This is a genomic window from Vibrio japonicus (assembly GCF_024582835.1).
Lineage (GTDB): Bacteria > Pseudomonadota > Gammaproteobacteria > Enterobacterales > Vibrionaceae > Vibrio > Vibrio japonicus.
The window spans coordinates 1,286,165-1,300,831 of the sequence record NZ_CP102096.1 but is presented as its reverse complement, the minus strand read 5'-3'; the positions used below and the strand labels follow the sequence as shown (position 1 = coordinate 1,300,831).

The following is a 14,667-nucleotide window of genomic DNA, read 5'->3' as shown; positions in this document are numbered from 1 at the left end:
GTGATGACGGTAAGAGTTTAAGCTCTGAGGAGAAGAATGTGAGTATTGAGAAAAAGCTAGATGTCATTTGTATGGGCCGCATTGCGGTTGATCTTTACGGTCAACAGATCGGCGCTCGTTTAGAAGACATGGGATCTTTTAATAAGTACCTTGGTGGCTCATCAGGTAATGTGGCTTACGGCACAGCCGTACAAGGATTGCAATCATCAATGCTTGCACGCGTTGGTGACGAGCACATGGGCCGTTTCCTACGTGAAGAACTCGAGCGTGTTGGCTGTGATACTAGTCACTTGATCACTGACAAAGAGCGTTTGACGGGGCTGGTTATTCTGGGCATCAAAGACGAAGATACTTTCCCTCTGATCTTCTGCCGCGAAAACTGTGCTGACATGGCAATCAGCAAAGATGACTTTACTGAGGAGTACATCGCGTCTGCTCGCTGTCTGGCAATCACTGGTACTCACCTATCCAATCCAAAAACGCGCGAAGCCGTACTTACCGCATTGAAATACGCTCGTCGCAATGGTGTAAAAACGGCGCTAGACATCGACTACCGCCCAGTACTTTGGGGGCTGACTTCACTGGGTGATGGCGAAACTCGTTACATCGCTTCAGACAAAGTGACTCAAGAACTGCAAGAAGTACTCGGTCTGTTCGATGTTATTGTCGGCACAGAAGAAGAGTTCCATATTTGTGGTGGTACAGATAACACTATCGACGCACTAAAAGCAGTACGTAAAGTTTCTGATGCCGAGCTAGTGTGCAAACGTGGTGCGCTGGGTTGCTCTGTTTACAGCGACGAAGTGCCAAACGATCTTGATGACGGTCTGACTATTCATGGCGTTCGCGTTGACGTGCTTAACGTTCTGGGCGCTGGCGACGCATTCATGTCTGGTTTGCTACGCGGCTACCTAAACGACGAAGGCTGGGAAAAAGCATGTGCATACGCTAACGCCTGTGGTGCATTGGTGGTTTCTCGTCACGGCTGTGCTCCGGCAATGCCAACTAAGTTAGAGCTTGATAATTACATCACTCGCGCTGCTGATGTGAAACGCCCTGACCTGGATGTAGAGCTCAACCACCTACACCGCGTTACGACACGTAAAGCTCCTCAGTGGGATGAGTTATGTGTGATGGCATTTGACCACCGAATCCAATTTGAAGACATGGCTCGTGAAGCGGGTACAGACACTACACGTATCAAGACACTGAAAAAACTTATCTTTAAAGCAAGCCAACAAGTCGCACAAGAAGCGAACTTAGCGGGTAAAGCAGGTTTACTGTGTGATAGCACATTCGGACAAGATGTACTGAATGAAGTCACAGGACAAGGTTGGTGGATTGGCCGTCCTATCGAGTTACCGGGTTCACGCCCACTGCGCTTAGAGCACGGTAACATCGGTTCACAATTAATTGACTGGCCTCTTGAGCACGTGGTGAAGTGCCTAGTGTTTTACAGCCCTGAAGACGAGCTAGATATCCGTACAGAGCAAGAAGAACTGGTTCAAGAAGTCTACCAGGCATGTTGTAAATCTGGTCATGAGTTGCTATTGGAAGTCATCCTGCCTGCTGGCGTGAAGAAAGAAGACAGACTTTACATTCAAGCTCTAGAGCGTTTTTACGACCTGGGTATCAAACCAGACTGGTGGAAACTGCCTGCTCTTGAAGCCGATAGCTGGGACACGGTCAGTTCAGTAGTAACTGAACACGATGCATTCTGCCGTGGCGTAGTCATCTTAGGCCTAGATGCACCTCAGGAAGAGCTACAAAAAGGCTTTGATGCAACTGCGGGCAAAGAGATTGTTAAAGGCTTCGCGGTTGGCCGCACTCTGTTCGGTGAGCCATCACGTCAATGGTTGGCGAATAGCATTAACGATGAAACGCTGATCGAAAATATCAAGCAGAACTACCACAACCTGATTGCACTTTGGCGTCAGCGTGGTTAATTCGCAATAAAAACGCTAGAAGATAGGTATGACAGCTTTTTCTGTTGGGCTTAAGTACCTGTTCTTAGCAACCCCAAAGCGCCCATCTGGGCGCTTTTTACATGGAGCGAAGAAATGATCATCACAGACCCATGGTTTTATATCGTATCCATACCCGCAGTCCTCATCTACGGAATCGGTAAAGGGGGACTCGGTGGCGCCTTAGGTGTCATTTCAGTACCACTGATGGCTTGGACCATCTCACCAACCCAAGCCGCTGCGATACTGCTGCCGATATTATGTGTTATGGATTTCTTTGCTGTTAAGCACCACCGCCATTTTGCAGATACTCAGGTGATAAAACGCATGTTGCCTGCATCGGCCCTCGGAGTAGCTCTGGCAGCGTTGTATTTAGGAAGTATGACAGAGTCTAGCGTAAAGCTGATTGTCGGACTGTTATCGGTACTGTTCTTCTTTATGCACTTGTTTCAGCGAAAGCAACCAAAACCCAGAGGAACGTTTTCAGCCTGGTTCTGGAGTACCTTATGCGGCTTTTCCAGTACCGCCATTCATGCCGGGGGCGGCCCTGCCAGTCTTTACCTGCTCCCGCTACGGCTCGAAAAAACCACATTAATCGCAACGATGGCCGTCCTGTTTGCCATTATCAATCTATTTAAACTGGTGCCATTTACTTTGCTTGGCACCTTCGACAGCACCAACTTACTGACTTCTTTGGTTCTCATGCCATTGGCACCATTAGGCGTAAAAATGGGGGTGTGGTTGCTGGATAAAGTCCCTCAGCAGACTATCTACCAACTGTGTTACGGCTTCTTACTCTTATCCGGAACAAAATTGCTCCTTGAAGGGATAAGCTAAACTGTTCTTTCGCCCCCGATAACTCTTATTACAAAACGAAATGACAAAGGGAGCCAGTTGGCGGCTCCCTTTTATAGTATCGGCGAGAAATAAAGACAATTAACTCACGCCCATCAAGCCCAGTATAATGATGGCGACAACCGATGCTGCGGGTGCTGCGCACGTAGCCATAAACACTGGCATATAACTTTCTCGGTAAGAGCACTGAGAAACCGCCAGTACCGTAATGACCAACCCTGAGTGTGGCAGCGTATCAAGCAGGCTGCATCCAAACAGTACTAAACGGTGGATCAAGCCGTGATCAATCTGATGTTCAGCCGCCAGACGCAAAAAATCATCACCAAAGACTTCCATTATGATCCCAGTTCCACCCGATACTGATCCCACCACACCAGCTAACAAAGCCGAAGTGACAGTAATAGTTAGTAGCTTCGTCCCAGGTATTGCAAGTAGAAACCCTTTTATCAGAGCGAATGCTGACAAACTCTGGATAACATTACCGTAGCCAACCTGAACCGCCGTATTGAAGATTGCCAGCAAGGAGTCTACCGCTCCTTTCGACAACGTGTGTAATGTCGATTGCAAATAACGGCGCATCATATAAATACTGACCACTAAAGAAGCACTAATTGAAATGGTGATTGGCCAAATTCCTTTAACGCCACCATAAGGAGCGTAATACTCAATGACCTCTGGGCGAGAGAAATACTGAGTAAGCAAAAAGTTACCAACGATAACCATGATGATCGGAAAAAATGATGTAAACACACCCGGTGGATCGGCGCTCTCTGTCTGCTCACTTTCAAATGGGTACCCTTCCCCATTGCTCTTCGCTTTGGCAATGGCTCGGTTTAAATACAAGTTTGCAATCAACACCCATATCACGACAGCAATAATGCCAGGAATAATCGCGGCATAAATCGTCGTACCTAACACCGGAATTGGAATGGTATTAGAGAACTGAGCCGAGCCTGGTGCCACGTAAGCAGGCATGGCACCAGCAAGAATAGCGGCAGGAATAAAACGTCTCGGCAAATTAGCCATTGCAAACAAGTTTTGCGCCACAGGAAAAGCAGCAAAGATAACAACGTATACCGCTACGCCGCCGTAAACCAGTAAGAAAGAAGCGAAAATCACAGCCAAACACGCTCGAGACTCTCCCATATAAGCAGAGATAGAGTTAGCAACGGTTTTCGCAGCGCCAGAAGCGTTCATTACCACGCCAAATATCGCCCCAACCAGAAAGACCGGATAGTAAGCTTGAACAAAGTGCGCACTTCCCTCCATCAGAGGGCCCGTCCAAGCGGTCAGTACCGGCATATCATCACTGAAACTAACCGCAAACATTGCCATTAATGGTGAAACAACCAATACTGAAAAACCGCGATAAATCATCACAATAAGTAGTATCAATGACAGAATAATGCCTAAGAGATCCATTCTAAACTCCATGAAAACGTAATGACTCTCCTATATCGCTAAAGCCCTAGCCGTATAGAAAGAAGCAAGTTGTTAGAGAAAAAGCAGGGGCCCGCACTCCATGCTCAGCTAGTGCTTCCTGCTTGGTATATAGAATTGCATTGTATTTCATCTTAAAATAAAATGAAATTAATGTTTCATTTATTGATTTAGAGGAAATGAAAATTCATCTGACAGTAAATGGATGCCAACAAGGTTTGTGTCATGAAGAAACTTATCTAAAAACTATCAACTAGCACCGAAGATGATTTGAATTGATTCGTTAGAGGTAAATGAGAAATAGATCGAATTTGTCAGATATGACAGCTATATGAACGATTTCATTTTTAAGCTAAAATGAAACACTTAAAGCAAGTAACAGAATGAATCTATGGAGAACATAATGTCAGCACCAACCACACTAAGTGAATTGCAAGACCAAATCAGGAATCGCTACGGTGATTTAAGTAAACGTCTTCAACAAGTTGCAGCTTATGTACTTGATAATAAAAGCAGTGTCGCATTTGAAACTGTTTCTGTTATTGCTGAACAAGCTGATGTTCCGCCATCGACATTGATTCGTTTTGCCAGCGCTTTCGGCTACAGTGGCTTTAACGAAATGAAACAACTATTTCGTACAAACTTACTTGAAGAGACATCTAGCTACACTGACCGAGTGAAACTTTCAAAAAGCATGGATGCCAACGAAGAGCCACCAGAGCGCCCTATTGATATTCTGCAAGCTTTTGCACGCGCCAATACCAGTGCAATACAACAACTGTCGACTCAAATCGACGAAGACAGCCTTAACAAGGCGGTAAAACTGCTCTCTGAAGCAGACAATATTTACGTCATTGGCCTTGGACGCTCATTCAGTATCTCTTCTTACTTAACGTACGCATTCCGTCACCTTAACAAACGTGCGTTTCTTATTGATGGGCTTGGTGGCATGTTCAAAGAGCAAATCAACATGATTCGCGAGAACGACGTAGTAGTAGCGATCAGTTTCTATCCATACGCGCAAGATACCACTGATGTGAGTGATGCGTTAGCAAACACAGGCACAAAGCAGATCATTCTTACCGACAGCCAGATCAGCCCACTTGCAGCCTTTAGTGATGTCTGCTTTGTCGTGAAAGAAGGCAAAGTAGATGCATTCCGTTCTCAGGTGGCGTCACTATGCCTAGCCCAAACGTTAGCGGTTTCACTGGCCTTTCAGGAAAGCGAAAACAATTCAGCTGCATAGTCCGCTCGCAAATTCTGGGCGTATTGAGATACGCCCAATCACACGGGCGCTGATTGTTTTTAAAAAGCACATTGTTTTAAAAAGCACGCAGCCTCTTCACCTTCACTCGTACTAAGTCCCAGCATCGATAAACCATCAACGCGGTTAAAATAAGTACGATACCCAGAATTTTATTGGTCGACATCACTTCATTTAACCAAACAACGCTGATCAACACGGTCCATAAAGGCTCTAATGTCATCAACAGAGCAGCGTTCGTTGCATTTGTGCCACTTTGCCCTTTTATTTGAATGAAGAAGCGCAGACATGTCGCCGGAATAACGCTGGCAACAAACCACCCCAACGTACTCATGCTGATTGAGGTTGGCCAAGATTCTATACAGGCAGAAAAAAGAATTGCCAATAAGCCACCGGTAAAGAACTGAACACAAGTGAGGTAAAGCACGGGAATAGTTTGAGAGTGATGGCTATTACAAATGAAATGTAACGCCACAAAAGCCGCCGAAATAAAAAAGAACAACTCACCCGTAGACATTGAGAAACTCCCCGAGAGGGATAGAAAATACAGTCCCGCGCTGACGAATGGAAGAGAAGCCCAAAAAGGGCGTGTTGGTCGCTGTTTAAACAGCATCCACCCCCAAATAGGTACAAATAGCATAGAAAGGCTCATGATAAATGCGCCCACGCCCAGTTCGTCACTGACTGAGACGGCATAAATCCATAAAGATAAAGACAAACCTTGCAGCAGCCCTATCCATCCCGCGGTGAAAAACTGCTGGCGCTCGCCACGAACCAGCTGCTTCATGCCGAATGGCGCGATAATCACAGCGGCGCAAACAAACCGAAATCCAATAAACGCGAGTGGTGGTAACTCCGCAACAGCCTGCTTAGAAAATAACCACCCCAAACCCGCTAATATGGTGGCAGAAAACAGATACAATTCCGCTTTTTTATTTGAAGTCATTACCGCCTCTACATTTGTGGAAAACCAGCTACACCCTATTAAATATCCAGAGCGTCGACCTGCGTCTCTTCATTTGTATTGTAAATAAGTGCAACCACAAGCGACTGAACCAAACATTGGGTTGCGGATAAAGTCCGATACTTTGCTAACTGCGACTCTTTAATCACAAAACAGGCATCGCTATTGGTTGCGATAGGGCTTACCTGGCTGTCAGTAATCGCTATCTTCTTTACACCTTTTTCTTCAACGACTTCACTGACCATTACCGATTCGTCAGAGTAAGGTTCACTACTGATGATGACGACCACATCGCCTCTGTGTATCGTCTGCATTTGCTGCAGATAAATTGCTCCCAGACCATCAACAAGAAACACTCGGCGGTCAAGGCGTCTCAGTGCGTAGACAAGATACGATGCCATACTAAAGCTGTGTCCGAAGCCAACCACATATATATTATTCGCCTCATTAAGCAACGTAACCGCTACTTGGAGTGTGTCGTGTTCAATTTGCACGTTTAAGTCTTCAAGTGAGTTGATGTTCGCCTTAGCTAACAGAGCAAGAATATTCGCTGGCGTCTCAATATTCTGATTATCCTCTAAACCCACACAACTCCGGGCATAGCCGGTGTAACTCTCCGTCTGTTCAGCTAAATTAAGACAAAACACTTTCTTGATATCATTGAATCCACGATAATGAAATGCGTGCGCAAATCGAGTCAGCGTCGACGGGGGAACGTCTGCATTACGGGCAATCTCCGACACCGAGTCAAACGCGATACTTTGCGGCTTTTCAATGACATACTTAGCAACCTGCTGTAACCGTTGACTCAAGTCTTCATACTTTGTGTATATGTCCCTTTGCAGGTCTGTCACGTTTGTTGCTGCAATCATATTCCCTCCTTGGAATAAGCTGTGCTTTATGAAAAAGGCAACCATCAACCATCGCAACAAATACAATCCCAGTCAGAAAAACGTGTTGTCGAGAAGTTCGGGAATTACACAAAAGATGAGTGATTTTCAAACTGGTAGTTCTGATGTTGTTTCAGGAGCTTTTATGCTTATTGAGTGAGCGGCTCACCGACTTAGTTATGATTACAGATCTGGTTGTGAAACGAGTTTTCTCTAGCTACTTAGATTGAATGGATCTTTCTAACTAACTCGATTTACGTTGGATCACACAAATTTAAGAACATCGGTAAGATGATGTATCTTGTGTAACAAATGGCTTCGTTCAGCTGGTTCACTATCTGGATCGGCATGGGCAAAATACAGGGTCGTCACCCCAGCACCTACACCCGCTGCAACTCCTACAAGTGAATCGTCGACAAATAGACATTCATCAGCAGTGGCTTGCATTTTATCCATAACATATTCAATAAAAAGAGGATCAGGTTTCCATTTGTTGGCATCAAACGCGCTGAAGATCCTGCCCTCGAAATAATGCTGCAACCCGGTTAACTGTAACGTTGTGTTCATTTTTTCATGAGGGCCATTCGACGCAATGCAGACTTCAATTTGATTGCTGATCAGTGTATCCAACACCTTATTAACGCCTTCTATCGGAGTTAAATGATCAATAAAGAGTTGGTTGCATCTCATCCTGTATCTAGCAATTAACCGATCTAAACCGCCGTCAGAAAGCAGCAACTTATTCGATACCAAACTGCTGAAAATGTGATGGATTTTAATTCCTTGATAATGATTTTTGAGACACTCGTACTCCACTTCAACTCCCACAGATTTAAGGGTATCGACCTGAGCCTGAATACACCATCGCTCACTATCAATCAGAGTCCCGTCACAATCAAAAATAACATATTTTACCGTCTTTTTTTTATTCATCTTTTTTGTCTACGCTTTGAGCTGTTCCAGTAAATACCTAAACCTCATCCAACAACAACGGATTCAGAGTGCTCTTTAGGCGGTCATGAACACAAACTTATTGTTTCTTAATTGGCAATACGGATACTACAAGAAAATATACTTTCATAAAATGAATTGAATGAAATATATATTTCATTATGGGAGATAGATCAAACTCATCTAGCTTGAAAAAGTTTTTAAGCTAGTTAAATCTACATTTGTAGATGAAAGACTCTCAGTCTAACCCGAAAGTTCTCAGCATTTTTAGTTTTGATCATTGACCTTAGAGTTACTCTATAGTTTAAGCTCTCACTGAGCATGTTATCTAGCAGAGGTTGCAGCATACTAATGGACTCAGCCATCGAAAAAGATGATAAGATCTCCAAAGGGATTTCACCTATAACCCAATGTCCAAGCCGAAACTTAATTAACTCTTGATGAACTCCCATGTGTTGTAAATACAGGCGAAGATAATACCTACCAAAGTTCATAGGCAATTGGGATTAATGTTCAGCGGCTATCACATAAAGCCACTAACTTTTCAGCGGCATGCTTTGGGTTTTGCGCATGACAAATCGCCGAGACGATCGCGATTCCATCCACACCTGTTGCTATTAGCTCCGGGATATTCTGCTCATTGATGCCTCCAATCCCGACGATAGGTAGCTGTGTTTGGTTTATCGCGTTTCTCAACCCCTCGATACCCCAATGTTTTTGTGTATTCGTTTTGGTTGGAGTAGCGAAGATTGCACTTAAACCGATGTAGTCGATAGGTAAAGAGTTCGCTTCAGTCAGCTGCTGCTCATTCTCAACAGAAAGACCTAAGATTTTCTCTTGACCAATTAGCTCACGTGCTATGGTCGCTGGCATATCCGTTTGACCAAGATGCACGCCATCAGCGTCGACGGCTAGTGCAACATCAACGCGGTCGTTAATGATCAACGGCACACCCGTTCCCGCTAAAATCGCTTTTACGGCCTGAGCTCGTTCGATAAAAGCCCTCACATCACCATGCTTTTCTCGAACTTGAACCATAGTGACACCACCAGCAACAGCTTGTCTCACCACAGACTTAAGTGTCGCCAAATCTTGTTGATCATCGGTCACAAGATAAAGTTTATACAGGTTCATAATCACTCGCTTGTAAGATGCAGCGCCCTGACTGAGCGCTACTTGGCAGTTAGGTTATTGGAGTTTCAAACGCTTTGTTAGCACGCTTGAGTCGAGTTGGTAAAGTTCATCCAGAAGGTTCATTTGAAGGCTACCTGGACCACGAGATTTTTCTGCTGCAATCTCCCCTACTACGCCCAGCACGGCTGCTGCCGCGAGTCCGGTATCGTCACCAACAGCGGCGAATGCGCCAGTCAAAGCGGTGAGTGTGCACCCCATACCAGTTACGTACGGCATCATTTCATGACCATTATTGAGCTTTACGACTTGCTCTTTGAAAACCACATAATCGGTTGCTCCTGAAATCACCACGCTCGCGCCATATTCAGACACCAAACTTCGAGCCGCACCCAACGCTGTATCGCTACTGTCTAGTGCGTCTACACCTTTGCTTTGTGCTTGCTCACCTGCTAAAGCGATGATCTCTGATGCGTTTCCACGAATAATCAGTTTTTTAGCAAGGCGCGCAATTTCACGAGAGGTTTCCGTCCGTAGTTGACTTGCGCCACAACCAACAGGATCGAGTACGACGGTCTTACCATTAACGTTAGCTTGCTCGACGGCATAGATCATTCGTGGCGTCCAAGCACTGTCAAGAGTGCCAATGTTTATGACTAACGCACCCGAGAACGACATCATCTCGCCAAGCTCTTGTTGTGAATGCGCCATGATTGGTGAAGCACCGATTGCCAACAATGCATTAGCGGTGTTATTCATCACTACGTAGTTCGTAATATTTACTACCAAGGGCTTTTGTTTACGTACCGCATCGAGATGTTGAATGATAGTTTGAGTCAGCATTATTGTTCCTTTTTATCTCAGTGCGTTTAGCCCTTGCTGCCAAAATGCGATTTCCATACGAGTGGCGGTTTTAAAGATATGGATAAGGTTTTGACCACGCTCGCTATGAATATCAATTTCTTCAAGCAGCTGATTAAAGTACTCAGCCCCAGCGGCTACGCCAGACTGAAATTCTTCACCGCCATAAAGCTCGATCCAACTACGATATGGATTGCCTTCCAGAACGGTATCGGAGTGACCTAATAAAGCTTTGCCAATCACAGCATAACCAATTGAACAGGGCGCTAATGCGGCATATAAGTCCACGAGATCCCCTGCCATACCCGCATCGAGTACGTAACGGGTATACGCCACCGTACCGAAATCTTCCGGTTCGTTCTCAAGATCTAACTCTGTCAAACCCCAGTTTTCACAGTAGGTCACATGGTGTGCGATCTCTGAATCTAGCAGTGCATGGACACTAGGTAGAGCATGTCGCATATCCGATAAGGTCTTCGCCTTGTAGATAGCTAACGCATAAGCGCGAGCATATTGCTTTAGAAACAGAAAATCTTGTTTCAGATAATGCAGAAAACAGGGTTGTACGAGCGTGCCTTTTGCTAGTTGTTGCACGAAATCATGCTCAACATAATGCTGCCAATCTTCCTGACAAGCGTTGATTAAATCACGGTAATTCATGACTGATCCTTATAACCACGGTTAATTGAAGTCGGGTACGTAATTGGCCGCTTTGGGCTGAGACTTTATGATGCCTTGGTTATACATAAACTCGGCGTAGTCATCGTAGCGCTTAAGGTCAACCGCGGACGGACGAAGGGCAAATCGAGTCAGAGTATCGCTCCATGCGCGCTTGTTTAGTTCATTGTTGAGTGTATCTGGAGAGTAAGAAGCGAACTCGTTCCACGATGCTTGTGGATGGTTCACAATATAGGTTGTCGCTTGTTCCAAAGCCTTATTGAAAGCTTGTATTGCTTGTTTGTCATAGTTATTCGCATTGGCGACAAAAACGAGCTCATCATAAGTAGGCACGCCATGCTCTTCAGGGAAAAACGCATGTGCTTTGTAACCTTCTAGCTCAAGCTGGTTAGTTTCGAAATTACGCAGACCGCCCCAAATCGCATCCACTTTGCCAGAAGCTAAAGACGACGAAAGCGCCCAACCAATGTTGATGGTTTCAACGTCAGAGAACTTGACACTCTCTTGCGCCAGCATCGTACCGATCGTCGCCTCTTCATTCCCCGCGATAGCAATACCAATCTTTTTACCTTTCAGGTCTGCCAACGATTTAATTTTACCGTTATCGAGCACCATTAGTGTATTAAGTGGCGTAGCAATGAGAGTGGATGCTCGCACTAGCGGTAAGCCAGCCGCTACATCCATAGTCAGACTCGGTTGATAAGATACAGCTAAATCGACTTTACCCGACGCAACTAATTTGGCTGGTGTGCTCGGATCGGCTGGTTCTTGGATCTCAACCTTAATACCTTGTTGCGCAAAATAGCCACGCTCTTTCGCAATAATGATAGGACCGTGATTTGGATTGACGAACCAATCTAACATCAAGGTTAACGGTTTCTCAGTGGCAGATACGTTAGCAGATGTCAGTACTGCCATCACAGCAGCGGCAATAGTGAGTCGTTTGTTTTTATTCAAAATATTTTCCTTTTAGATGAATCAGGTTGAACGCTATTGGCTTTCCCACGGAATCAATTTCTTTAGAAGTCGATCAGTGACGAAATAAAGTGAGACTGAAAGGGCTGCGAGGATAAACAGCGCGGCGAACATCTCATCGATAATCATTCGGGCGTTGGCTTGCAACATCAGATACCCTAGCCCCGCACTAGAACCAACCCATTCGCCGACCACGGCCCCGATCGGTGCGATCACCACCGCGACTCGGACGCCAGAGGCTAATGTTGGGAGGGCGGCAGGTAGTCGAATATGGCGCAGTATTTGCCATTTGTTTGCTCCCATCGTTTTCGCAAGATCCAAGTAACCTGCTGGCGTGTTGCGTAGACCGTCATAACAACAGGTCGTTACAGGGAAAAAGATGATAATTGCAGCCATGACAACTTTAGACGCCATGCCATAACCAAGCCAAAGCATCAATATAGGTGCAATAGCAAAAACAGGAATCGCCTGACTCGCGATTAAGATAGGTAATAGCCAGCGCTTAAGCGGCTCAAATAAAAGCATCTGGAGAGCAAAGAAAGTACCCATTAGGAGACCAAGCACCAAACCCAACAAGATCTCTTGGGCTGTAACCCATGAGTGTTTGAGTAACACTTCATATCGCTCAACTAAGGTTGATAAGACTTCCAATGGCGCGGGTAAGATAAAACTTGGCACGTCAAAGACCACAACGATTGAGTGCCATAAGCCAAAGATAACTAAAGTGCTGATGGTCATGCGGACAACAAGAGCAATGGATCTCTGTTTCGAACCTTCTTGCTTTACAGTCGATGCAATGGTGGTCGTAATGTTAGACATAGTCCACCTCCAATTGCTCTAAAATCTCTTGTTGCAATTGAGCACATTGAACATCGAGAACTCTTGGCGTAGGCGTTGTGGGCACTGTCAATGACTCCGCAACAGCGGGAGTACCTTGCAAGACATAAAGCCTGTCCGCTAAGCGCACCGCTTCTTGCGGATCATGAGTGATCAGCACGACCGTTTTATCTCTGAGCAATTCACATGAAAGGGTTTGCAACTTATGACGAGTCACTGCATCTAGCGCCGAAAATGGTTCATCCATCAGCACAACGGGCTTATCTTGCATCAGCGTTCTTGCGAGTGCGACGCGTTGCCGCATTCCACCAGATAACTGGTTTGGAGTCGCAGCTGTGTAACCTGAAAGTCCCACCAATTCCAGAAGCTGCTTTGCTTTTTGCTTTTGCTCGCCTGCAACAGAGCCTTTGGTAAATTTGCAGCTTAAGCAGACGTTATCCAAAATACTAAGCCAAGGCAGTAACAGATCTTGCTGCGCCATGTAAGCGACCCGACCATCTAGAGACGCGCCATCAGACGTCTTCAGCTCCCCTCTAGTTATGACTTTTTCACCCAGTAGACCCGCTAAATAGCGCAGTAACGTTGTTTTGCCGCAGCCACTTCGCCCAAGCAGTACTGTCCATTTGGCCGCATCCAACTTGATGTTGACATTAGACAGCGTAGCGTATTCGCTCTCTTGGTATCGCAGGTAGATGCCTTTTAGCTCCGCGCCAACATATTGTTTACTGTTGCGCATCTGATTTTTCCGCTTGATTCCAAGCAAAGAAGTGGTGAACCGGACCATGCCCGTTGCCAACCTCTAACTCATCGGCATGAGTAATCGCTTGAGTGATATACGTTTTAGCAAGCTTCACTGCATCAATCAGATCATTCCCTTGTGCTAAATAAGACGCGATAGCAGAAGAAAGCGTACACCCTGTACCGTGCGTATTCTTGGTTGGGAAACGCTTGGCACTGATGAGTGTTGTGGTTTCATTGAGTATTAGAAGGTCGTTACTGTTTTCATTTTTCTCTAAATGGCCACCTTTGAGTAAAACCGCTTTAGCACCAAGCGCGCGAAGTTCATCGACCATCGCAGACATCTCTTGTTCCGTTTCAGGTGTGGAGCTACCCGTCAGCGCGGCTCCTTCAGGTAAGTTGGGGGTAATGATATCAGCCAGAGGAATCAGTTCTGTCTTCAGCGTGCTAATCGCCGAATGCTCAAGAAGAAGGTCGCCACTCGTAGCAACCATCACTGGATCGACAACAAGAAATTTAGGTTGGTATTGCTTTATCTTACTCGCAACAACTTGAATAATAGTGGAATCAGCAAGCATTCCAACTTTTACGGCCACGATATTGAGGTCTGTGAATACGGCATCAAGTTGACTCTCCACATGGTCTCGCGGGATGGGAAATATTGCCGAAACGCCCAAAGTATTTTGAGATGTAATTGCTGTAATAACAGAGCACGCATAACTGCCGGTTGCCGACATCGCTTTAATATCGGCTTGAATGCCCGCTCCACCGCCACTATCAGAGCCTGCGATCGTAAGTACAATAGGTGTATTAATAGGAAAAGGATGTGAATCTGTACTGGTTGTCATGGTCGCTCCATCTGTCAAAAAGACGCAGGAGAACCGACTTTACGAGCACATCACCATTGGAGATATTGGCAACAGAGACAGGATCAGGGTAGAACACTACCCTTGCAAGATCGAGCTTAAGTGTAAAGTACAAATAGTTCCCTACGTCAGTACTAACTGAATCAGGTTCAACGGGTCTCATTACGATCTCAGCAAAAACAGATAAATGTTCTTGCTCCCCGACTATTGGTTACTAATCTAATTGAAAATTAGCGTATTTGAAAGGTGTTTG

At 45.5% G+C, this 14,667-nt stretch carries 13 protein-coding genes, 1 pseudogene and 1 riboswitch; of the genes and pseudogenes, 3 read left to right on the top strand and 11 right to left on the bottom strand.

What is annotated here, in order from left to right; genetic code table 11:
- Positions 1 to 38 precede the first annotated feature (38 nt).
- Positions 39 to 1,946, top strand: coding sequence for a bifunctional 5-dehydro-2-deoxygluconokinase/5-dehydro-2-deoxyphosphogluconate aldolase (locus tag NP165_RS06165; protein WP_503169885.1), 1,908 nt, complete (start codon positions 39 to 41; stop codon positions 1,944 to 1,946).
- A gap of 114 nt (positions 1,947 to 2,060) precedes the next feature.
- Positions 2,061 to 2,801 (top strand): sulfite exporter TauE/SafE family protein, encoded by a 741-nt coding sequence (locus NP165_RS06160; RefSeq protein WP_257085440.1) that lies wholly within the window; start codon positions 2,061 to 2,063, stop codon positions 2,799 to 2,801.
- Positions 2,802 to 2,900: 99 nt separating this feature from the next.
- Here NP165_RS06160 and NP165_RS06155 read toward each other — a convergent pair whose 3' ends face one another.
- Positions 2,901 to 4,241: a GntP family permease gene (locus NP165_RS06155; RefSeq protein ID WP_257085439.1), complete on the bottom strand. Its 1,341-nt coding sequence runs from the start codon at positions 4,239 to 4,241 to the stop codon at positions 2,901 to 2,903.
- 421 nt (positions 4,242 to 4,662) lie between these two features.
- Here NP165_RS06155 and NP165_RS06150 point away from each other — a divergent pair, with 421 nt between their 5' ends.
- A complete protein-coding gene (locus tag NP165_RS06150; RefSeq protein ID WP_257085438.1) occupies positions 4,663 to 5,505 on the top strand; it encodes a MurR/RpiR family transcriptional regulator in 843 nt (280 codons plus the stop codon).
- Between the two features lie 76 nt (positions 5,506 to 5,581).
- Here NP165_RS06150 and NP165_RS06145 read toward each other — a convergent pair whose 3' ends face one another.
- The 10 genes and pseudogenes from NP165_RS06145 to thiD form a co-directional block, all read right to left on the bottom strand.
- Complete coding sequence (locus tag NP165_RS06145; RefSeq protein ID WP_257085437.1) at positions 5,582 to 6,469, bottom strand: DMT family transporter; 888 nt, start codon at positions 6,467 to 6,469, stop codon at positions 5,582 to 5,584.
- Between the two features lie 38 nt (positions 6,470 to 6,507).
- A complete protein-coding gene (locus tag NP165_RS06140; protein ID WP_257085436.1) occupies positions 6,508 to 7,359 on the bottom strand; it encodes a MurR/RpiR family transcriptional regulator in 852 nt (283 codons plus the stop codon).
- Positions 7,360 to 7,641: 282 nt separating this feature from the next.
- The gene (locus NP165_RS06135) at positions 7,642 to 8,310 is read right to left on the bottom strand and encodes an HAD-IA family hydrolase (protein ID WP_257085435.1); all 669 of its coding nucleotides are present in this window, start codon (positions 8,308 to 8,310) and stop codon (positions 7,642 to 7,644) included.
- A 531-nt stretch (positions 8,311 to 8,841) separates the two neighbouring features.
- Entirely contained in the window at positions 8,842 to 9,462 is a 621-nt protein-coding gene (thiE, locus tag NP165_RS06130) for a thiamine phosphate synthase (RefSeq protein WP_257085434.1), read from the bottom strand.
- Between the two features lie 54 nt (positions 9,463 to 9,516).
- Entirely contained in the window at positions 9,517 to 10,302 is a 786-nt protein-coding gene (thiM, locus tag NP165_RS06125) for a hydroxyethylthiazole kinase (RefSeq protein ID WP_257085433.1), read from the bottom strand.
- A 12-nt stretch (positions 10,303 to 10,314) separates the two neighbouring features.
- A complete protein-coding gene (tenA, locus tag NP165_RS06120; RefSeq protein ID WP_257085432.1) occupies positions 10,315 to 10,980 on the bottom strand; it encodes a thiaminase II in 666 nt (221 codons plus the stop codon).
- A 21-nt stretch (positions 10,981 to 11,001) separates the two neighbouring features.
- Positions 11,002 to 11,916: an ABC transporter substrate-binding protein gene (locus NP165_RS06115; protein WP_257085551.1), complete on the bottom strand. Its 915-nt coding sequence runs from the start codon at positions 11,914 to 11,916 to the stop codon at positions 11,002 to 11,004.
- 72 nt (positions 11,917 to 11,988) lie between these two features.
- Positions 11,989 to 12,714: pseudogene (locus tag NP165_RS06110) on the bottom strand (ABC transporter permease); the annotation flags it as partial.
- 70 nt (positions 12,715 to 12,784) lie between these two features.
- Entirely contained in the window at positions 12,785 to 13,546 is a 762-nt protein-coding gene (locus NP165_RS06105; protein ID WP_257085430.1) for an ABC transporter ATP-binding protein, read from the bottom strand.
- Complete coding sequence (thiD, locus tag NP165_RS06100) at positions 13,533 to 14,396, bottom strand: bifunctional hydroxymethylpyrimidine kinase/phosphomethylpyrimidine kinase (RefSeq protein ID WP_257085429.1); 864 nt, start codon at positions 14,394 to 14,396, stop codon at positions 13,533 to 13,535. Before thiD ends, NP165_RS06105 begins: the two co-directional genes overlap by 14 nt.
- A 121-nt stretch (positions 14,397 to 14,517) precedes the next feature.
- Positions 14,518 to 14,627, bottom strand: a riboswitch (TPP riboswitch).
- Between the last annotated feature and the right edge of the window lie 40 nt (positions 14,628 to 14,667).

Coding starts and splice junctions, on each gene's coding strand:
- NP165_RS06160 (WP_257085440.1), top strand. CDS start 2,061: ATGATCATCACAGACCCATGGTTTTATATCGTATCCATACCCGCAGTC.
- NP165_RS06155 (WP_257085439.1), bottom strand. CDS start 4,241: ATGGATCTCTTAGGCATTATTCTGTCATTGATACTACTTATTGTGATG.
- NP165_RS06150 (WP_257085438.1), top strand. CDS start 4,663: ATGTCAGCACCAACCACACTAAGTGAATTGCAAGACCAAATCAGGAAT.
- NP165_RS06145 (WP_257085437.1), bottom strand. CDS start 6,469: ATGACTTCAAATAAAAAAGCGGAATTGTATCTGTTTTCTGCCACCATA.
- NP165_RS06140 (WP_257085436.1), bottom strand. CDS start 7,359: ATGATTGCAGCAACAAACGTGACAGACCTGCAAAGGGACATATACACA.
- NP165_RS06135 (WP_257085435.1), bottom strand. CDS start 8,310: ATGAATAAAAAAAAGACGGTAAAATATGTTATTTTTGATTGTGACGGG.
- thiE (WP_257085434.1), bottom strand. CDS start 9,462: ATGAACCTGTATAAACTTTATCTTGTGACCGATGATCAACAAGATTTG.
- thiM (WP_257085433.1), bottom strand. CDS start 10,302: ATGCTGACTCAAACTATCATTCAACATCTCGATGCGGTACGTAAACAA.
- tenA (WP_257085432.1), bottom strand. CDS start 10,980: ATGAATTACCGTGATTTAATCAACGCTTGTCAGGAAGATTGGCAGCAT.
- NP165_RS06115 (WP_257085551.1), bottom strand. CDS start 11,916: ATGGCAGTACTGACATCTGCTAACGTATCTGCCACTGAGAAACCGTTA.
- NP165_RS06105 (WP_257085430.1), bottom strand. CDS start 13,546: ATGCGCAACAGTAAACAATATGTTGGCGCGGAGCTAAAAGGCATCTAC.
- thiD (WP_257085429.1), bottom strand. CDS start 14,396: ATGACAACCAGTACAGATTCACATCCTTTTCCTATTAATACACCTATT.